The 18,171-nt window shown below is 69.5% G+C and carries 20 protein-coding genes and 1 pseudogene; 16 read left to right on the forward strand and 5 right to left on the reverse strand.

Going from position 1 to position 18,171, the window contains the following annotated elements:
• The first annotated feature begins 503 nt into the window (after positions 1-503).
• From arsL to AC07FK_RS11340, 5 genes are all read left to right on the forward strand, one after another.
• Entirely contained in the window at positions 504-1,754 is a 1,251-nt protein-coding gene (gene arsL, locus AC07FK_RS11320) for an arsinothricin biosynthesis radical SAM protein ArsL (protein WP_479104608.1), read from the forward strand.
• 30 nt (positions 1,755-1,784) lie between these two features.
• On the forward strand, positions 1,785-3,047 hold the full coding sequence (locus AC07FK_RS11325; protein ID WP_479104610.1) for a GNAT family N-acetyltransferase: 1,263 nt from the start codon (positions 1,785-1,787) through the stop codon (positions 3,045-3,047).
• Positions 3,048-3,084: 37 nt separating this feature from the next.
• Positions 3,085-4,191 (forward strand): GTP-binding protein, encoded by a 1,107-nt coding sequence (locus tag AC07FK_RS11330; RefSeq protein WP_479104611.1) that lies wholly within the window; start codon positions 3,085-3,087, stop codon positions 4,189-4,191.
• A 19-nt stretch (positions 4,192-4,210) separates the two neighbouring features.
• Positions 4,211-4,999 (forward strand): methyltransferase domain-containing protein, encoded by a 789-nt coding sequence (locus AC07FK_RS11335; RefSeq protein WP_479104613.1) that lies wholly within the window; start codon positions 4,211-4,213, stop codon positions 4,997-4,999.
• A 211-nt stretch (positions 5,000-5,210) separates the two neighbouring features.
• On the forward strand, positions 5,211-5,546 hold the full coding sequence (locus AC07FK_RS11340; RefSeq protein ID WP_479104615.1) for an ArsR/SmtB family transcription factor: 336 nt from the start codon (positions 5,211-5,213) through the stop codon (positions 5,544-5,546).
• Positions 5,547-5,843: 297 nt separating this feature from the next.
• Here the strand turns inward: AC07FK_RS11340 and AC07FK_RS11345 are convergent.
• Positions 5,844-6,095 (reverse strand): annotated as a pseudogene (locus tag AC07FK_RS11345) (FAD-dependent oxidoreductase); the annotation flags it as partial.
• A 93-nt stretch (positions 6,096-6,188) separates the two neighbouring features.
• Positions 6,189-6,608 carry an arsenate reductase ArsC gene (locus tag AC07FK_RS11350; protein WP_479104617.1) on the reverse strand — a complete coding sequence of 140 codons (420 nt, stop codon included), beginning with the start codon at positions 6,606-6,608 and terminating at the stop codon, positions 6,189-6,191.
• 71 nt (positions 6,609-6,679) lie between these two features.
• Here AC07FK_RS11350 and AC07FK_RS11355 point away from each other — a divergent pair, with 71 nt between their 5' ends.
• The 4 genes from AC07FK_RS11355 (at position 6,680) to AC07FK_RS11370 (ending at position 9,673) form a co-directional block, all read left to right on the forward strand.
• A complete protein-coding gene (locus tag AC07FK_RS11355) occupies positions 6,680-6,988 on the forward strand; it encodes an ArsR/SmtB family transcription factor (RefSeq protein ID WP_479104618.1) in 309 nt (102 codons plus the stop codon).
• Positions 6,985-8,070, forward strand: a complete 1,086-nt coding sequence (gene arsB / locus AC07FK_RS11360; protein WP_479104620.1) for an ACR3 family arsenite efflux transporter — start codon at positions 6,985-6,987, stop codon at positions 8,068-8,070. Before AC07FK_RS11355 ends, arsB begins: the two co-directional genes overlap by 4 nt.
• A 75-nt stretch (positions 8,071-8,145) precedes the next feature.
• Positions 8,146-9,204, forward strand: a complete 1,059-nt coding sequence (locus AC07FK_RS11365; RefSeq protein ID WP_479104622.1) for an ArsO family NAD(P)H-dependent flavin-containing monooxygenase — start codon at positions 8,146-8,148, stop codon at positions 9,202-9,204.
• An 88-nt stretch (positions 9,205-9,292) separates the two neighbouring features.
• On the forward strand, positions 9,293-9,673 hold the full coding sequence (locus tag AC07FK_RS11370; protein ID WP_479104624.1) for an ArsR/SmtB family transcription factor: 381 nt from the start codon (positions 9,293-9,295) through the stop codon (positions 9,671-9,673).
• 10 nt (positions 9,674-9,683) lie between these two features.
• Here AC07FK_RS11370 and AC07FK_RS11375 read toward each other — a convergent pair whose 3' ends face one another.
• A complete protein-coding gene (locus tag AC07FK_RS11375) occupies positions 9,684-10,097 on the reverse strand; it encodes an arsenate reductase ArsC (RefSeq protein ID WP_479104626.1) in 414 nt (137 codons plus the stop codon).
• A gap of 88 nt (positions 10,098-10,185) precedes the next feature.
• Between AC07FK_RS11375 and AC07FK_RS11380 the strand changes: the two genes are divergently transcribed.
• The 7 genes from AC07FK_RS11380 to AC07FK_RS11410 all read left to right on the forward strand — a co-directional run bounded on the left by AC07FK_RS11380 (position 10,186) and on the right by AC07FK_RS11410 (position 16,259).
• Positions 10,186-10,494, forward strand: coding sequence for an ArsR/SmtB family transcription factor (locus AC07FK_RS11380; RefSeq protein WP_479104628.1), 309 nt, complete (start codon positions 10,186-10,188; stop codon positions 10,492-10,494).
• Between the two features lie 583 nt (positions 10,495-11,077).
• Positions 11,078-12,340 (forward strand): ATP-grasp domain-containing protein, encoded by a 1,263-nt coding sequence (locus AC07FK_RS11385; protein ID WP_479104630.1) that lies wholly within the window; start codon positions 11,078-11,080, stop codon positions 12,338-12,340.
• Between the two features lie 38 nt (positions 12,341-12,378).
• Positions 12,379-13,404, forward strand: coding sequence for an S-methyl-5-thioribose-1-phosphate isomerase (gene mtnA / locus AC07FK_RS11390; RefSeq protein WP_479104632.1), 1,026 nt, complete (start codon positions 12,379-12,381; stop codon positions 13,402-13,404).
• On the forward strand, positions 13,401-14,063 hold the full coding sequence (gene mtnB / locus AC07FK_RS11395; protein ID WP_479104634.1) for a methylthioribulose 1-phosphate dehydratase: 663 nt from the start codon (positions 13,401-13,403) through the stop codon (positions 14,061-14,063). The genes mtnA and mtnB overlap by 4 nt, the downstream gene beginning before the upstream one ends.
• A gap of 24 nt (positions 14,064-14,087) precedes the next feature.
• Positions 14,088-14,663: a 1,2-dihydroxy-3-keto-5-methylthiopentene dioxygenase gene (locus AC07FK_RS11400; RefSeq protein ID WP_479104635.1), complete on the forward strand. Its 576-nt coding sequence runs from the start codon at positions 14,088-14,090 to the stop codon at positions 14,661-14,663.
• The gene (gene mtnC / locus AC07FK_RS11405; RefSeq protein ID WP_479104637.1) at positions 14,663-15,445 is read left to right on the forward strand and encodes an acireductone synthase; all 783 of its coding nucleotides are present in this window, start codon (positions 14,663-14,665) and stop codon (positions 15,443-15,445) included. Before AC07FK_RS11400 ends, mtnC begins: the two co-directional genes overlap by 1 nt.
• Entirely contained in the window at positions 15,438-16,259 is an 822-nt protein-coding gene (locus AC07FK_RS11410; protein ID WP_479104638.1) for an S-methyl-5'-thioadenosine phosphorylase, read from the forward strand. The genes mtnC and AC07FK_RS11410 overlap by 8 nt, the downstream gene beginning before the upstream one ends.
• Before the next feature lie 78 nt (positions 16,260-16,337).
• On the opposite strand, the gene AC07FK_RS11415 is transcribed toward AC07FK_RS11410, so the two are convergent.
• Both AC07FK_RS11415 and AC07FK_RS11420 read right to left on the reverse strand, forming a co-directional pair.
• On the reverse strand, positions 16,338-16,850 hold the full coding sequence (locus AC07FK_RS11415; protein ID WP_479104639.1) for an N-acetyltransferase family protein: 513 nt from the start codon (positions 16,848-16,850) through the stop codon (positions 16,338-16,340).
• Positions 16,851-16,974: 124 nt separating this feature from the next.
• Entirely contained in the window at positions 16,975-18,096 is a 1,122-nt protein-coding gene (locus AC07FK_RS11420) for a permease (RefSeq protein WP_479104640.1), read from the reverse strand.
• Positions 18,097-18,171: the final 75 nt, after the last annotated feature.

Below are 18,171 nucleotides of genomic sequence, written 5' to 3' on the forward strand. Positions count from 1 at the left end.
AGGGCCTCACGCATCTTGGCATCGGTACCCGTTCACCCGCTGACCCCAGGTGCGGAGCGCGATGCCGTGGGCGAACGCTACCGCCTCTGCGTCGCCCTGGCGACATCTTGACTGACGAAATCATCGATGATCGGCGATTGAATTTGTGGCCACGCGCCGGAGCGGTGAGTGCGCTGCCTGGGGGCGGCCACGAAATCCGAAGCCGAGTGGGTCGCCGTCCGGCACCTTCGCCCGGACGGCTTCAGGCTGTGACCTTAACCGGAGTTCAGCGGTCGGCTGCCCTCGTCGCAACCAGCCACAGACGAGGGCGAATCGGGGCAGCGGCCTTCTGTGGTGACTGCGGGGTGGAGGGATGCTCTTCGTCATTCATCGATCTATTGACATACATCGCTCAACGCTGGCAGGGTTCCGGCCGTCGGCCGAAAACCTCGTTGCCGGCCCAGGGCTCTGACCCGGCCCCATCTCAATCTGTCACGCTCTTTGATCACTCCCTGGGGGGAAGTGTGAGTAGTCCCCGTGTTCTGGTTGCCTCCGCGTTCGAAGCGGAGCTCCAGCCCCTGACGTCCGCGTGTGCGGCGGCCGCTCTGCAGCACCATGGCGCCGATGTCGTCGGCTGGGACGCGCACCTGCTTCCCGACGCCATGCCGGAAGGCCCCTTCGACCTCACGCTCGTCTCGGTCCAGCAGTTCGAGGGTCTCGAGCGCGGAATCGCCCTCGCGCGGAGGGTCTCGGAGGCGTACGGCACCACGGTCGTGACCTTCGGCCAGTACGCGCAGATGAACCATCGGGAGTTCCTCGACGTCGCCCACGGCATCATCATGGAGGAGCCCGAGCTCATCAGCGAGGAGCTGGCGCAGCTTGCCGCCGGCACCATCGCCCTCGACGCGGTACCCGCGTTGATGACCCGGACGGGCATGCGGCCCAAGCCCCCGCGCCGGCGCATCTCGGTCACCAAGCCCGCCCGTGACCTGTTCCCCTCCCTCGTGCACTACCCGGCACACCACTCACAGTTCGGCTTGATGGGCAATATCGAGGCGTCCCGGGGCTGTCACCACAAGTGCACCTACTGCTCCGTCTACGGCGCGTACGACGGTGGTGTCGCCGCCTACGACGCCGACAGCGTCCTGGCCGACGCCCTGCAGCTCGCGGAGGAGGGTGTCCGGCACTTCTGCTTCATCGACGCCGAGTTCTTCAACTCACGCACCATCGGCATCGGTGTGGTCGAGCGGCTCGTCGAGGCCATCGGTCCGATCACGTTCGAGTTCACGACGCGCGTCGACCACGTCCTCGACTACACCAAGGAGTTGGAAAAGCTCGTCTCGCTGGGGCTGCGCCGCGTCACCTGCGCGCTTGAGTTCCCCTCCAACCGCATCCTGCGCATCTTCGACAAGCACATCGACGTCGACCACATGCGCGAGGCGGTCGCCGAGGCTGAGCGCATCGGCTTCGAGCTGTACCCGACGTTCATCCCGTTCACCCCGTGGATCGAATACGAGGAGCTCCTCGGTTTCGAGGACTGGCTGGTCGACACGGGCCTGGCCCGGGTCACCGACCCCACCGCACTGCAGACCCGGCTGCTGCTCTTCAAGGGTTCCCCTCTGCTTTCCTCCCCGTGGATGGAGGACATCGCCACCGTCGACCGCGGCTTCTGGGTGGAGTGGACTCACCCCGACAAGCGCGTCGAGGAGCTCTGGCAGGAGCGCCGGACCGACGCCGAGGACGCGGGCAAGATCCGCTGCTGCGTGAAGTGCTGACCCGCCCGATCACACGACAAGGACACTGACATGGGTGGATCACCCCGCGTCGTCATCTCCACCGGCCAGACGCTCCCCGACATGGACTGGAGTGGCGAGCTCGCCGGCCTCACCGACTCGTGGCCGTACCTCGGACCCACCTGGCTCCGCGCCACGGAGAAGGTACTGCCCGACGTCCAGCCCTGGCACACCCTCGCCCACCGCGCCCGCGGCGAGCTGGCCCTTCTCCCCGGCTACATCCTCACCACCCCGCCGGTCGTCGACCACGAGCCGCGCACCTACCTCGGGTGGCAGGCGCCCTCCGGTGAAGAGGTGTGCTGCGGCGCCGAGACGGACGCCGCCCGCAGCGCCGAGGTCGGCGCCCTGGGAACCGAGCCCTTCTTCCCGACGCTCCTGCTCGGATCCCCGCTGGGCTATCGCACTGAGGTCGCCTACAACTTCTGGACGCCCACCCTGATGGGCGCCATCGTCGACAAGCTGGTCCCGGCCGCGTTCGAGGCCGGCATCAAATGCATCGTCGCCCCCTGGATCCCCAGCCGGCGTGGCAACGACGCCCTGGTCGACGCGCTCAACGCGGCCGGTGCCTCCAGCACCTTCTGGGGTTACGAGGACTTCATGAGCCTCGACGCTCCGAACTGGGAAGGACACCTCGCCGCCCTGCCGCTGAAGAAGCGCCAGCGCATCAAGGGCGACGTGCGCCGCGCCGAAGCCGCCGGTGTGACGATCGAGCGCGTCGACGGCACCGACATCCGCCCGTACATCGCGCGCATCGCCGAACTCACCTGCCTCAACCGGGAGAAGAACGGCGCCGGCGAGGAACCCGAGCACATCGTCGGCATCCTCTCCGCCCTGATCGACGAGGGCGCGGACGTCCGCGCCTACCTCGGCTACAAGCACGGCGCGCTGGTCGCCACCTGCGTCACTGTCCGCAAGAACCACCGCCTGTTCCCGAAGTGGGCCGGCTTCGACTACGCCGCGATCGGCGAGCGCAGCGGCATCTACTTCGCCCTCGTCCTCGACGCGCCCGTCCGCGACGCCTACGCCGAGGGGCTGCGTACCGTCGAGTTCGGCGCCGGCGCCCACCAGGCGAAGGCCCTGCGCGGCTGCACCCCGCGCGAAGTCACCACGTCGATGCTGCTGTCGGACCCGGCGCTGCGGCCGCAGGCGAGTGCCTGGCTCGACGCCTTCGGGAACACCAGGCGCGTCGCGTTCGGCACCGCGTCCCCCGCCCCGGCCCAGCCCGCGAATCTACCCCTCCTGGACGCCTCCGGCGACAGCGGCTGCTGCGGCTGACCCCGCCCGGTTCCACGACAAGGACGAGAAGGACCCCATGATCACCTTCATCCCCCTGACCGGATTCCTCGGGGCGGGCAAGACCACCACCATGACCGCCGCCGCGCTCGCGCTCCAGGCGCAGGGCCGCAAGGTCGCCGTCATCACCAACGACCAGGGCGTCGAACTGGTCGACACCAAACTCGTACGGAGCAAGCTCGACAGCGTCGCCGAGGTCACCGGCGGCTGTTTCTGCTGCAAGTTCGAAGACCTCGTCGAGGCCATCGTCGCCCTGGTAGCCTCCGACAGCGTCGACACCGTGATCGCCGAGGCCGTCGGCAGCTGCACGGACCTCCAGGCCACCGTCGTACGGCCGCTGCGCCAGTACTACGGCGACGACATGGTCGTCGCGCCGCTGACCACCGTGGTCGACCCCTTGCGACACCTAGCCTTCGCCCGCGCCGCCGAGCGGGGCGGGCCGGAGTCGGACCTGTCGTATCTCTTCCGCCAGCAGGTCACCGAGGCCGATGTCATCGCCGTGAACAAGCTGGACACCATCAAGGCGGACCGGGCCGAGGAGCTCCTCGCCTCGCTCCGGGCGAGCAACCCGAAGGCGACCGTCGTCGGATACTCCGCCACCACGGGCGCTCACCTGGAGACGCTCCTCGACGCGTGGCAGGCGCCGGCCACGAACGAGGACGTCGTCCTCGACATCGACTACGACCGCTACGCCGCCGCCGAGGCCCAGCTCGCATGGATGAACCAGGAGCTCGACCTCACCGCCGCCGGGGACGGATTCGACGCGACCGCCTGGGCCCGCACCGTCCTGCAGGAGCTCTCCGCCTGGGCCTCGGAGCACGACGCCGTGATCGGCCACGCCAAGATCACCGTGGAGACGGCCGACGGCGACTTCGCCAAACTCAGCCTCACCGAGTCCGGCGCACAGCCCACCCTCGACCGCGCCACCGAGGCCGACGCGCCGTCAGGACGCGCTGTCGTCAACGCCCGGGTCGCCTGCGAGCCCGACGCTCTGGACGCGGCCGTGACCGAGGCGGTGCAGGCCGCCGACCTCGCCACCGCCGTCGCCTCCTCGGCGACCACCCCGGTGTCGTTCAAGCCCTCCTACCCGCGCCCCGTACACCGCCTCGCCCCCGCCGGCGCCTGACCGAGAAGGACCACCCGTCATGAGCGACACCACCACGGCCGGCAGCCTGCAGGAAGAGGTCCGGCAGTACTACCGGGCCAAGGCCGCCGAAGCCGAAACGAGCGGCGCCTGCTGCTCGCCCGACCCGCAGACCTTCGGCCCCGCCGCATACGACGAGATCGGCCCCGGCACCGCGCCCGACGCCGCTCTCCTCGCCAGCCTCGGCTGCGGCAACCCGAGCGCCGTCGCCGAACTGCGCGAGGGCGAGACGGTCCTGGACCTCGGATCCGGCGGCGGCCTGGACGTCATCCTCAGTGCCCGGCGCGTCGGCCCCGACGGCCGCGTCTTCGGCCTGGACTTCCTGGAGGAGATGCTCGCTCTGGCCGCCCGCAACGTTGAGGACGCCGAGATCGACAACGTCGTCCTGCTCAAGGGCACGATCGAGTCCATCCCGCTGCCGGCAGACACCGTCGACGTGATCATTTCCAACTGCGTGATCAACCTGTCGCTGAACAAGCCCGCCGTCTTCGCCGAGATGGCTCGTGTCCTCACCCCCGGCGGACGCCTCGGCATCAGCGACGTGGTCGCCGAGGACCGGCTCAGCCCCGAGGAGCGGGCCGAGCGCGGCGGACACAGTCAGTGCATCGCCGGCGCGCTGTCCGTCGCCGAGTACAAGGAACTCCTCGACGCGGTCGGCCTGAAGGACGCCGAGGTCGTCTTCACGCAGGAAGCGGCCGACGGCCTGCACGCCGCGATCATCCGCGCCCACAAGCCGGTCGACAGCACCGCCGGCGCGCAGGAGTGCGCGCCCGGCGGCACCTGCTGCTGACCACGTCGTCGCACCCGAGCCGTGGCCGGAGCTCAAGCTCCGGCCACGATGTGCACGGTGGTGCTCGCCCGTGTGCCGATCCCCGCGCGTGTATCGGCCAACAGGGGTAACGGCGTCGCCACGGACTCGTTGCTCCTGATTACCCGGCCGGCCCGCCCTTCGCCGCGGTCGGCGCGGCGGCGGTGATCCTCGTGGTCCGCTAAGGATTCCCATGTCCGAAACGTCACTCGACCGGGAGATCGTCGAGGAGTACGCCCGCTGGTTCCGAGCCCTGGCCGACCCCACGCGCATCCGCATCATGCGGTTCCTGAGCAGTCGGCCGGGTCCCGTGCCGGTGGGTGAGATCGTCGCTCATCTTCGACTCAACCAGTCGACCGTCTCGCACCACCTGAAGATCCTCCACACTGCCCGCTTCCTGACCAGGCGCCGTGCCGGTGCCAGCATTCGGTACGCCATCAACCCCCGCTGCATCACCGAGTTCCCCAGCGCCGCCGACATCCTCATCGGCGCCCAGGCCCACTCCTGCCGGGAGCCGGAATCCGGCTGAAGGCCCTCTTCGGCCGCTGCCGTGCCGCACTCGTCGGCCTCCGTCCGCATTCACCTCGGAAGCAGGGTCCTCCTCAGGGCATAAACGCTTGACCACCGAGTGCGGCGGCCTCGTACAGGTCGCAGGCCGGAGCAGTGGGCAGAGCAGATCAGCCGGCGACGAGTCTCGTCGCCGGCTCCTTGTGCTCGCTCGTGGCCGTAGAGCAGAGGGCCAGCTCCTGCCTGTCAGGTCCGCCAACGTGACCGGCAGGAGCTGGTGTTCATGGGGAGGGTCGACAGCGTGGGCTTCGGTGTGGCCTCAGGCTGTAACGGCGACGCTGGCGGCGGCCTTACTCGTGTCGGCAGGGGCGGCCAGGTATCGCTCCGCGTCGAGTGCGGCTTGGCAGCCGGAGCCTGCCGCAGCGATGGCCTGACGGTAGGTGTGGTCGACGACGTCGCCGGCGGCGAAGACTCCCGGCAGGTTCGTACGAGTGGAGGGCGCCTCCACCTTGATGTAGCCCTCGTCGTCGAGGTCGACCTGGCCGGTGAGGAGTTCGGGGCGCGGGCGGTGTAAAGAGCTGCGGTGCATCGGGCCGGGCCGGAGCCTATGACGATGACCTCACGGACGTCGCCCCGGCCGCTGCATCCGAGTCGGTCAAGGGGGTCACGCCTCCTGCTTCGCGTCGATCTCGGCGATGAGGCCCTCGATCAGGCCCATGATCTCGTCGCGGATCGGACGGACGGCCTGGACACCCTGGCCGGCCGGGTCCTCCAGGGCCCAGTCGAGGTACGTCTTGCCGGGGAAGATCGGGCAGGCGTCGCCGCAGCCCATGGTGATGACGTAATCGGACGCCTGGACGGCCTCGGTGGTCAACACCTTCGGCTTCTGGTCGGAGATGTCGACGCCGACCTCGGACATGGCCTCGACGGCGGCCGGGTTGACCTGGTCGCCCGGAATCGAACCGGCGGAGCGGACCTCGACGCGATCGCCGGCCAGGTGGTTGAGGAACCCGGCGGCCATCTGGGAGCGGCCCGCGTTGTGGACACAGACGAAGAGCACGGAGGCGAGCGGAGCGGTGGTCATCGGTTCTTCCTTGCCGGCAAGAGGTCAGCCCCGGCTGGTATCAGCAGCGAGTGATGTGACAGTATCAGTCCATGATGACGTCAGTCGACACTGATCTGATCCGGGTTCTGGCTGACCCCCTCAGGCTCCAGATCGTGACCCTGCTCGCCCGCGAGACCCTCTGCACCACCCACCTCGTCGAGGAAACGGGCGCCAAGCAGACCAACCTCTCCAACCACCTGCGCGTGCTGCGTGAGGCCGGTGTGGTGGAGACCGAGCCCTGTGGTCGCTTCACGTACTACCGCTTGAAGCCGGACGTCATCGCCCGGCTCGCCGGGCAGTTCGCCGACCTGGCCGAGTGCGCCCGTACCGCTGCCGAGAACAAGAGGGCCTGTCCGTGACCCCCACCCAAGCGCCCGCTCCGGCGGCGGATTCCTCGGTCGTCGGGAAGCTGTCGACGCTCGATCGCTTCCTCGCCGTCTGGATCCTCCTTGCCATGGGCCTCGGCCTCGGGCTCGGGCGGCTGGTCCCCGGCCTGAATGACGCCTTGGCCGCGATCGAGATCGGCGGCATCTCGCTGCCGATAGCCGTCGGTCTGCTGATCATGATGTACCCGGTCCTCGCGAAGGTCCGGTATGACAAGCTCGACGCCGTCACCGGCGACAAGAAGCTCATTGTCTCGTCGCTCGTCAGCAACTGGATCCTCGGTCCGGCGCTCATGTTCGCCCTCGCCTGGATCTTCCTGCCGGACCTGCCCGAGTACCGCACCGGCCTGATCATCGTGGGTCTGGCGCGCTGCATCGCCATGGTGATCATCTGGAACGACCTTGCCTGCGGCGACCGCGAGGCCGCCGCTGTCCTGGTCGCCCTGAACTCGGTCTTCCAGGTCATCGCCTTCGGTGTCCTGGGCTGGTTCTACCTCGACCTGCTGCCTGGCCGGCTCGGCCTCGGCGAGGGCGAGACGCTCGACATCTCGATGTGGAAGATCGCCCTGAACGTCGTCATCTTCCTCGGCGTCCCGCTGGTGGCCGGATTCCTCACCCGACGGATCGGTGAGAAGCGGACGGGTCGGGAGTCGTACGAGACGAAGTTCCTGCCGAAGATCGGACCGTGGGCGCTCTACGGGCTGCTCTTCACGATCGTCATCCTCTTCGCCCTGCAGGGGAAGACCGTCACCTCGCAGCCGATGGATGTCGCAAGGATCGCCCTCCCGCTTCTCGTCTACTTCGCGGTCATGTGGTTCGGCACGTTCGCCCTCGGCAAAGCCATCGGCCTCAAGTACGACCGCACCGCAACGCTTGCCTTCACCGCCGCCGGCAACAACTTCGAACTCGCCATCGCCGTCGCCATCGCCACCTTCGGCGTCACCTCCGGGCAGGCGCTCTCCGGAGTCGTCGGCCCCCTCATCGAGGTCCCGGTCCTGGTCGCGCTCGTGTACGTGTCGCTGGCCTGGCGCAAGAAGTTCGCCCCCGTCCAGCAGTAGCCCCGCCGTGTCGCTACTGTGCGCCTCGCCCCCCGGCCGGGGCGAGGCGCAGCCCTATGAAGGGAAGCCGAGGAGATGAGCAAGGCACTCGACGTCGTCGTGATCGGCGGTGGCCAGTCTGGAATCGCCGCCGGATACCACCTGCGCCGCCTCGGCGGCCTCGACTTCACCGTCCTGGACGCTCAGTCCGCGCCGGGCGGGGCCTGGCAGCACGCGTGGGACTCGTTGCGTCTCTTCTCGCCGGCCGCGTACTCCTCCCTGCCCGGTCGCCTCATGCCGCGGCAGCAGGGGGAGACGTACCCCGAGGCCGCCCACGTCGTCGACTACCTGACCGACTACGAGCGGCGATACGAGCTCCCCGTACAGCGGGCCGTTCGGGTTGAGGCGGTCCGCCGCGACGGCGAGCACCTGCGCGTCGAGACCGACTCCGGTGTCCGGCGCGCCCGCGCCGTCGTCAGCGCCACCGGAACGTGGTCACGGCCTTTCCTTCCCTCTGTCCCGGGCCGCGGTTCCTTTCTGGGGCGGCAGCTCCACACCGCCGAGTACCGCACTCCCGGTGAGTTCGCCGGAATGCGGGTCATCGTCGTCGGAGGCGGGAACTCCGGAGCGCAGGTCGCTGCCGATCTCGCGTACGACACCGACCTCACCTGGGTCACGCGGCGACCCGCGCGGTTCCTGGCCGACGACATCGACGGCCGTGCCCTCTTCGACCACGCCACCGCCCGCCGCCGTGCTCTCGATGAAGGCCTTGCCGACGGCGGGGGAGTCGCTTCGCTCGGTGACATCGTCGCCGTACCGCCGGTACGCGAAGCCCGCGATGCGGGCCTCCTCAAGGCGCAGCCGATGTTCACGCGTGTGACGGGGACCGGTGTCGAATGGGCGGACGGTACGCGGGCGGAGGCCGACGCGATCATCTGGTGCACCGGATTCCGTCCTGCTCTCGCCCACCTCGCCCCGCTCGGGCTCCGCGGTCCTCGCGGACATGTCCCCACCCGGGATACCGAGGCTGTGGGAGAGCCCCGACTTCATTTGCTCGGGTACGGCGACTGGACCGGGCCCGCCTCTGCCACCCTTGTTGGCGTCGGCCGTCCCGCGCGCGAAGCCGCGCGCGCCATCGCGGCCCTTCTGCGCTGATGCGGCGCGGGTGAACGAACGGTGAACGCCTGACGGATATCGGTCCTCGGATTCGCCGTGGGATCTTGTCGGCTCGTATGGTGTCAGGATGGCAATTCCTGTGGCGGGTGTACCGGTCGAGGACGTGAGTGCGGAGCACTGTGTCCCGTGCTCCCCGGGGCTGCTGATCGACCGGGGCGAAGTCGAGGTGCTGACGGCGCAGTTGAAGGCGATGGCCGACCAGACCCGCCTGCAGATCGTCCACCTCATCGACCAGTCGCCGACCGGAGAACTCTGCGTCTGCGATTTGACCGAGTCGCTCGACCTGGCGCAGCCCACGGTGAGCCGTCACCTGAAGATTCTCACCACAGCAGGGCTGCTGCGCCGTGAACAGCGAGGAACCTGGGCCTGGTTCTCGATCCGCTGGGATGCTCTTCAGGGGCTCAGGGAGCATGCCTTCCCCCGAGGTGTCGACTGCTCGCCGTTCTGACCGTTCTGGTTCAACGCGCCGACGGCGCGTCCATCTCCGCGATGAGGTTCTCGACGAGGCCCCTGATGGCGTCGCGGATGGGGCGCACCGCCTCCATCCCCTGCCCGGCCGGGTCGTCGAGCTTCCAGTCGAGGTAGCGCTTGCCGGGGAAGACCTCGCAGGTGTCCCCACAGCCCATCGTGACGCACACGTCCGACTCGCTGACGGCTTCCGTGGTGAGGACCTTGGGGACCTCCGCGGACATGTCGACGCCGACTTCGCGCATCGCTTCGACCGCCGCCGAGTTCACCGCCGAGGCCGGCGCGGAGCCCGCCGAACGGACCTCGATCCGGTCGCCGGCCAAGTGGCGAAGCCACGCGGCGGCCATCTGGGACCGACCGGCGTTGTGAATGCAGACGAACAGGACAGAGGGCATCCGGGGCACCTACGTCTCCTCAAATGGGCTGCGATACAAGGGCGTTCAAGAATCCGTTGGTTGACACTGGTTGTGCTCGGTGTGTCACGATCAGGCCATGCTGACGTCCGTGAACGCGGAGCTGCTGAGGGCCCTGGCGGACCCTCTGCGGCTCCGCATCGTGTGCCTGCTCGCCCGTGAGTCGCTGTGTACGACTCATCTCGTCGAGGAGACGGGCGCGCGGCAGACGAATCTGTCGAACCATCTCCGGGTTCTCCGGGGAGCGGGTGTCGTGGAGGGCGAGCCCTGCGGGCGCTTTACCTACTACCGGCTGCGCCCCGAGGCGCTGGCCGATCTGGCCACGTTCTTCGGCGGTCTGGCCGACGGAGGGCACGAAGCCTCTGTGGCCCGGCGGCCTTGCGGTTGAAAGTCCGGCCGCTTCTCCTTCGGAGCGCCCGCGACGTCTCGACGTCCACTCGCCCGTGACCCCGCGGGCTGCGGGTCGCGATCCGTGCGCGAAGGTTACTCTCTCCCCGCCTCTCTCGCGACCCCGATGCAGGCGGCTTGACCACGCAGGCGACCGCGCCGGGCAGGTTGCACCACGAGCCATCCGCCATGTGAATCATCGATGGCCGCCGATCGAATTTCGCCGCGCGTCGCGCCGCCCAGGTGCCTTCTCACAGTCCGGACGACGGCACCCGCAGGAGTCGCAAGGCGCGGGGACACTCTTTGTCCTCACCGGGCTCATCTGCATGAACACCCACACTGGGTAACCTGACTGGCGTTCTCAAGCACCAACAGAGGCGGGCGAATCGGGGCAGGGGCACCGTGCGGCGGTGACGCCTGGCAAGGGGTGGCCCTTCGGTCATTCATCGATCTATTGACATACATCGCTTGACACTGGCATGGTTCCGGCCGTCGGCCGACAGTGCCGTTGCCGGCCTGGGCTCCGCCCCGCCCTGTCGGCCGGCCCCGGCCCCGACCACACGTCGACACAAAGGTTTCCCACCATGGCCGCCACGCCCCACCCGCACTCGTCTACCACCGAGGCACCGGTCCTGCTCCTCATGGGCAGCGGTGACCGCCGCTACCGGGAGTACATCGTGGCGGCCGTCTCACGCCACTTCCGCCTGTGGCTCCTCGACGCCCACGAGCCGAGCTGGCAACTGCCGTACGTGGAGGGGGCCTCACTCCTCGACACCAAGGACCTCGACGAACTCCTCGCCGAGGCGAAGAAGGTCATGCAACAGCATCCCGTCGCCGGGGTCTTCACCTATGACGAGTCCCTCGTGCACGCCGCCGCGCGCCTCGCCGAAGCCCTCGGCCTGCCCGGAAGCGCGCCCGACGCGGTGCTCGCCTGCCGCGACAAGGCGACCACTCGGGGACGGCTGACGGCAGCCGACGTGCCGCAGCCGGCCTGCACCCCGGTCTCCACGGCGGCCGAGGCGCGCCGTGCGGCCGACGCGACCGGCTACCCCGTGGTGGTCAAGGCCCGTGGCCTCGCAGGCAGCCTCGGTGTCGTCCGGGCCGACCACGGCGACGCAGTCGAAGCGGCTTTCGAGGCGGCCAGCTCCGCCAACTGGCCCGGAGTACCCCGTTACGACGCCGACGTCCTGGTCGAGGAGTACCTCACCGGTCCCGAGATCAGCATCGACGCGGTCGTCGTCGACGGCGTGTGCACCCCGATGATCGTGGCGCGCAAGCAGGTCGGCATGGACCCGTACTTCGAAGAGACCGGCCACACCGTCGACGCTGCTGACCCCCTCCTCCAGGACGCTGAACTCCTGGACCAACTGCACCGCATCCACAAGGCGCTCGGCTTCGAACATGGCGCCACGCACACCGAGTTCAAGCTCACCCCCAAGGGACCGCGCCTCGTCGAGATCAACGCGCGCCTCGGCGGCGACTTCATCCCCCTGATCGGAATGCTCGCCACCGGCACCGATCCCGCCGTCGCCGCCGCCCACGTGGCGGCCGGGCTCACCCCCGACACCGCGCCGAAGGCACAGAGGACCGCCGCCATCAGGTTCCTCTACCCGGAGACCGACTGTGAGGCGGTCGAAGTGACCGTCCGCAACGACCTCTTCGGGCGCACGGTGCACAGCGCGGTTGCGACGGCAGGTCCCGGCACCCGACTGGTCCTCCCGCCCCGGGCGTACATGAACCGGTACGGCTACGTCATCGCCGTCGGCGAGGACCACGAGCAGGTGACCGCCGACGTGGACGCCGCGCCCACCCTGGTCGAACTGCGGTCGCGCCCCCTGACCGACTGACCGGTTCCACCTTTCAGGCCCCCGAGGAGCCGCCGCCCGTGAGCAAGCCCTCCGACCAGCCGTCACTGCGCTGGGAAGACAACGCGATCGTCACCGTCGACCAGCGCGCGCTGCCGCACGAGAGGCGGCTCCTGCGTCTGGACACCGTGGACGACGTCATCACCGCCATCACGACACTCGCGGTACGGGGTGCCCCCTCCATCGGCCTCGCGGGCGCCCTGGGCGTCGCGCTCTCGGCGTACGCACACTGCTCGCCCGGCGGCACCGGCGACGGGCAGGAGGCCGTGCGCGCCGACGCACAGCGGCTCGCAGCCGCCCGCCCGACGGCCGTCAATCTGGCCTGGGCCGTCGGCCGGGTTCTCGGGAGGCTCGCCGACGGCCCGGACGCGGTCCTTTCGGAAGCCACCGTCATGATCAACGAGGACCGGGCGGTCAACCGGCAGATGGTCGCCCACGCGGTCCGGGCCGTACTGGACCGCTGCCCGCAGCGGTCCCTGCGGTTCCTGACCCACTGCAACACCGGCCGGCTCGCGACCGCGGCCGTGGGTACCGCCCTCGGCACGATTCTCGCCCTCGCCGACGCCGGAAAGGTCACCGAGGTCCTCGTCGACGAGACTCGGCCACTCCTGCAGGGCGCCCGGCTGACGGCCTGGGAACTGGCTGAGGCCGGCGTGCCGCACCGCGTATGCGTCGACAGCGCGGCCGCCGCGGCCATGAGCCGGGGGCTCGTCGACTGCGTCCTCGTCGGAGCCGACCGGATCACCGCGCGCGGCGACGTGGCCAACAAGATCGGCACCTACGGACTGGCGATCGCCGCCGCCCACCACGGCATCCCGTTCATCGTCGTCGCCCCCGAGGCGTCGTGGGACAGATCTCTGGTCGACGGCCGGGACATCGTCATCGAGGAACGTGCCGCGGACGAGGTGACCTCCTACGGCGGGGTCCGCACCACGCCGCGCGGTACACGCGCGTACAACCCCGCCTTCGACGTCACCCCCGCTTCCCTGATCACCGCGATCGTCTCCGAGCGCGGTGTCCACCACGCATCCGAGGTGAGGGCATGAGCTACGCGCCGTCCACAACCGCCGGTGAGCAGACCGCCCAGCACCTGGCCGACATCTCCCGCACCCTGTACGCGCGCGGATGGATGCCGGGCACGTCCGGCAACATCTCCATGCGGCTGCCCGACGATCCAGGCCGGGCACTGATCACGGCGAGCGGCCGGGACAAAGGCGAACTGACCGCCCGGGACGTCGTCGAGGTCGACGCCCGCACAGGTCAGGCGTCCCATCCCGGCCAGGACCGCCCCTCGGCGGAGACCTGCATCCACGCAGCGGTCTACCGCGTCACCGGAGCCCACGCTGTCATCCATGTCCACTCCCCGTACGCCACCGTCGTCGCCCACCGTGCCGCTGCCCTGGACGCTGTCTCCTCGGTACGAGTGGATCGCTTCGAGCTGCTCAAGGGACTGGGACTGAAGGACCCGACCTTCACGGACCTGCCAGTGTTCCCCAACTGGCCCCAGGTCGACCGGATCGCCGACGACGTCGCCGCCCATCTCGCGGTCGACCGGGAAGGCCCGCCCGGCCTGCTTCTGGCCGATCACGGCATCACCACGTGGGGCGACTCGCCGGGCCAGGCGAAGAACCGGCTCGAATGCCTCGAGTCGCTCTGCCAGCTGCTCGTGCTCTCCCAGTCCGAGCTGCACGTCTCCCGTGCCTGACGGACCCGACGACAGGACCACGCCATGACCTTGCTGCAGATCATGCCGGACGACGCACCGGACACCGTGCTGCTCCGCACGCAGGACGAGGAGACCATCGCACAAGCCCTGCGCGAGAGGGCGGTCTCCTTCACTCGCTGGCCGCTACGCGCACAGGTGACGCCGCGGACGTCGTCCGAGGAACTGCTCGACGCCTACCGGGCCGAGGTCGACGAACTGTGCGCCGACCGGGGGCTGCGCCTCGTCGATGTCGCCCGGCTCCACCCCGAGGAGGGAGCGGAGTGGCAGGAGCGGGCGGCCAAGGCGCGTTCGACGTTCCTCGACGAGCACCGGCACGCCGAGGACGAGGTCCGGTTCTTCGCCCAGGGGACCGGCTGCTTCTACTTGCACCTCGACGACCGCGTGTACGCCGTGGTGTGCGAGGCCGGTGACCTGCTGTCGGTGCCGGCCGGCACGCGGCACTGGTTCGACATGGGACCCGTGCCGGACTTCTGTGCCGTCCGGTTCTTCGAGAAGGAGGACGGCTGGGTGGGAGACTTCACCCAGGAGCCCATCGCCGAAGGCTTCCCCCGCCTCGACGTACTCCTGCGGGAAGACTGATGCCGGGCAGCCGGCAGGCCCGAGTTCCCGGGAACGGGCCCCGGGCCGTGGTCCTCGATATCGAGGGAACCACCGGCTCCCTCAGCCACGTACGGGACGTCCTCTTCCCCTACGCCCGTGCGAGGCTCGCCTCCTGGCTCGCCGAGCACCGCGGCAGCGCACCATGGGAGCAGGTCCTCGATGCGGTCACCGCCCACACCGGAACGGCCCACGACGAGGCGAGAGCTCTGGCCCTCCTGGAGCAGTGGGCCGACGCGGACGAGAAGGCGGCGCCGCTGAAGACGCTGCAGGGACTGATCTGGTCCGGCGGCTACGCGGCGGGCGAGTTGCACGGTCATGTGTACCCGGACGTCCCGCCCGCACTGGAGCGCTGGAAGGCGCGGGGCACAGGCCGATTCATCTACTCGTCCGGCTCCGTGGCAGCCCAGCGGGACTGGTTCGGCCACACCGCGCACGGGGACCTGCGTCCGCTGCTCGACGGCTACTTCGACCTGACGACGATCGGCCCCAAGGCGTACGCCGATTCCTACCGTGCGATCGCGGCGGAACTGGGGCACGCACCTGGCGACCTGCTGTTCGTCAGCGACGTCGGCGCCGAGCTCGACGCCGCCGCCGCGGCCGGCTGGCAGACCGTGGCCGTGCGCCGCCCCGACGACGAACGCGCGGCCGTGCCCGGCCACGAAGCCGTCGCTGCCCTCACCCCACTCGTTTCCCGACCCCGCCCGGGCAGGCCGACGGCGCCGGGTCACACGCCCACGCAGGAGGACCAGAACGATGAGTGATCCATCCGACGAGACACCGACGGCGGACATCGCGGTCATCGGCGGCAGCGGATTCTACGAACTCCTGGAGTCGGTACAGCGCGTCGAGGTCACCACCCCGTACGGCGCACCCTCCGACGCGGTGTCCGTCGGCACCGTGGGCGACCGCCTGGTGGCCTTCCTGCCCCGGCACGGCAGCCACCACGAACTCCCCCCGCACCGCATCAACTACCGTGCCAACATGTGGGCCCTGCGCTCGCTCGGGGTCCGGCAGGTCCTGGCGCCCTGCGCCGTCGGTTCGCTGCGCGACTCCCTCGGCCCCGGAAGCGTGGTCCTTCCCGACCAGCTCGTCGACCGGACCGCGGGCCGCGTGCAGACGTACTACGACCACGGCGCCACGCACGTCTCCTTCGCCGACCCGTACTGCGCTTCGGGTCGCGCGGCCGTGCTCAAGGCCGCGGGTGAGGCCGGTGCCGACGTTCACGACGGCGGTGTGATGGTGGTCGTCGAGGGGCCCCGCTTCTCGACCCGGGCGGAGTCCCGGTGGTACGCCTCCGCGGGCTGGTCCCTGATCAACATGACCGGACACCCGGAAGCCGTCCTCGCCCGTGAACTCGCCCTCTGCTACACCTCCATAGCCCTGGTGACCGACTACGACGCCGGCGTGGAGCACGGAGAAGGCGTGTCGCAGGACGAGGTGTTCCACGTGTTCGCGGCGAACGTGGAACGTCTGAAAGCCCTGGTCCTGCAGACCGTCGACGTCCTGGACCGCGAGAGGCGATGCGCGTGCGCGACAGCGCTCGACGGGATGGACCTGCCGTTCGAACTCTCCTGACACGGCGATCGGAACGGGCCGGATCCACACCGAGTGCACGTGCGGACTGATGCCGGTCGCCAGGGTGACCGGCATCAGTCATTCCACGACCGGGCTGCGGCGTTCCACGAGCAGGACGTCGCGCCAGACGCCGTGGTGGCGGGCCACGCGTTCCCGCCGGCCCAGGACGCGGAACCCTACGGACTCGTGCAGGGCCAGGCTCGCCGAGTTCTCGGGAAAGATGCCCGCCTGGATCGTCCAGAGCCCGGCCTTCTCCGTAGAGGCGATCAAGGCCTCCAGAAGCGTGCGCCCCACACCGGTTCCGCGCGCGGTAGGACAGACGTACACGGAGTGTTCGACGACCCCCGCGTACGCGGGCCGGGAAGAGACACGCGACACCGCGGTCCAGCCGACCACCCGTCCCTGATGATCCAGCGCCACGAGCCGGTGTGCCGCGAGCTTGGCGGTGTCGAAGGCGCTCCATGGCGGAGCGGTGGTCTCGAACATGGCGTTTCCCTCGTCGATGCCCTGTTGGTAGATCGCCATGACGGAGGACGCGTGGTCGTCGGTCATCCGGACCAGGGTGATGCCCGGGTGCGGGGGTGCTGCCATGCGTGCTCCTTGCCTCGCCGCGCCCCTGGCGGGATGCGCTGGTCTTCGTCGGCGGGTACGGCGACGCTCCTGCGGCGCCGGGGGCCGCCGCAGGAGCGTGGGTGGGGGTGAGGAGGGGGACGGGTCAGAGCAGGGGCAGCGCGACGAGACCGATGCCCATGCTGCCGAGGAGGCCGACGCCGAGGTAGAAGGCGAAGACCTTCGTCTTGACGACGCTCTTGACGGCCACCATCGCCGGGATCGTCGTGATGGCACCGCCCAGGAGGAAGGTGACACCCGCGGCAGCGACCATGCCCTGGTCCAGAAGGCCCTCGACGACCGGGATCGCTCCGACGCCGTTGAGATACAGCGGAACGCTGATGAGCCCGGCGATCAGTACGGAGAGGACGCCGTCCGTGCCCAGGATGCTCGAGACGACGTCGGTGGGCACGTAGCGGACGATCAGGGCTTCGAGGACGATGGCCAGGAGCAGCCACTTGCCCAGGATCAGCGAGTCGCTGACGATCTCCTTGAGGATCTCGCCGGCACGGAGGTTCTTGATGTCGCGCCGGACGAGCACGCGCCACGGGGTGCCGTCGTCGTCCGCGTCGTTCCGTGCGGCCGTGGAGCAGCCACCGGCTTCGGACGCGGGCTCGGGCTCCTGGGCGGCGCCGCCGCACCCGCCCGCAGCGCCACCGCCGCTGCCGCCTCCGACGGACACGGTCTCGGGCACGGTCGCCTTCGCCGCCGAGCACGCGGTCTCAGGCTCGGGCACTGCCGCCTGTGAGCAACTCTTCGCAGACGCCTTCTCCTCGGTGGAGGCGATCAACGGGTCCGCGAACCGGCCGCGCCGTTCCAGGGCGAGCACGATGAGACCCGCGCCGAAGCTCAGTACCAGAGCACCGATCAGGCGGGTGGTGGCGACGGGGAAGCCGAGCTGGGCGGCGGAGAGCGCGTAGATCTCCGGGTCCATGGAAGGGGAGGCGATCCAGAACGCCATGACCGCCGAGAGCGGGACCCCGGCTATCAGGAAGCGGCGGATCAGCGGGATCACGGTGAAGGAGCAGAAAGGACTGAACGCTCCGATGGCCGTGACGATGGCGATGCCGAGAATGCCCCTGCGCCCGTGGGCGAAGCTGCGGCGCGCGACCACGTCGATCGACAGACGCTGTACGGCGATCCCCAGGACGATGGCGACCAGGAACCACGGGAGATAGTGCAGCACCTCGAACAGGATGAACAGGCCAAGGGCCCGCAATTCGTCCACAGGCGAACCTCTCTGAGACGGTGACACATGAGGGGAGCGGCGCCGTGAAGGTACGTACGGGGGACGTGGCGAGCC

The organism is Streptomyces sp. NPDC046122 (genome assembly GCF_056429965.1).

What these genes read in the sequence shown, in the direction of transcription:
- AC07FK_RS11325 (WP_479104610.1), top strand. Translation starts at nt 1,785, where the DNA reads ATGGGTGGATCACCCCGCGTCGTCATCTCCACCGGCCAGACGCTCCCC.
- AC07FK_RS11330 (WP_479104611.1), top strand. Translation starts at nt 3,085, where the DNA reads ATGATCACCTTCATCCCCCTGACCGGATTCCTCGGGGCGGGCAAGACC.
- AC07FK_RS11335 (WP_479104613.1), top strand. Translation starts at nt 4,211, where the DNA reads ATGAGCGACACCACCACGGCCGGCAGCCTGCAGGAAGAGGTCCGGCAG.
- AC07FK_RS11340 (WP_479104615.1), top strand. Translation starts at nt 5,211, where the DNA reads ATGTCCGAAACGTCACTCGACCGGGAGATCGTCGAGGAGTACGCCCGC.
- AC07FK_RS11350 (WP_479104617.1), bottom strand. Translation starts at nt 6,608, where the DNA reads ATGACCACCGCTCCGCTCGCCTCCGTGCTCTTCGTCTGTGTCCACAAC.
- AC07FK_RS11355 (WP_479104618.1), top strand. Translation starts at nt 6,680, where the DNA reads ATGATGACGTCAGTCGACACTGATCTGATCCGGGTTCTGGCTGACCCC.
- AC07FK_RS11365 (WP_479104622.1), top strand. Translation starts at nt 8,146, where the DNA reads ATGAGCAAGGCACTCGACGTCGTCGTGATCGGCGGTGGCCAGTCTGGA.
- AC07FK_RS11370 (WP_479104624.1), top strand. Translation starts at nt 9,293, where the DNA reads ATGGCAATTCCTGTGGCGGGTGTACCGGTCGAGGACGTGAGTGCGGAG.
- AC07FK_RS11380 (WP_479104628.1), top strand. Translation starts at nt 10,186, where the DNA reads ATGCTGACGTCCGTGAACGCGGAGCTGCTGAGGGCCCTGGCGGACCCT.
- AC07FK_RS11385 (WP_479104630.1), top strand. Translation starts at nt 11,078, where the DNA reads ATGGCCGCCACGCCCCACCCGCACTCGTCTACCACCGAGGCACCGGTC.
- mtnB (WP_479104634.1), top strand. Translation starts at nt 13,401, where the DNA reads ATGAGCTACGCGCCGTCCACAACCGCCGGTGAGCAGACCGCCCAGCAC.
- AC07FK_RS11400 (WP_479104635.1), top strand. Translation starts at nt 14,088, where the DNA reads ATGACCTTGCTGCAGATCATGCCGGACGACGCACCGGACACCGTGCTG.
- mtnC (WP_479104637.1), top strand. Translation starts at nt 14,663, where the DNA reads ATGCCGGGCAGCCGGCAGGCCCGAGTTCCCGGGAACGGGCCCCGGGCC.
- AC07FK_RS11410 (WP_479104638.1), top strand. Translation starts at nt 15,438, where the DNA reads ATGAGTGATCCATCCGACGAGACACCGACGGCGGACATCGCGGTCATC.
- AC07FK_RS11415 (WP_479104639.1), bottom strand. Translation starts at nt 16,850, where the DNA reads ATGGCAGCACCCCCGCACCCGGGCATCACCCTGGTCCGGATGACCGAC.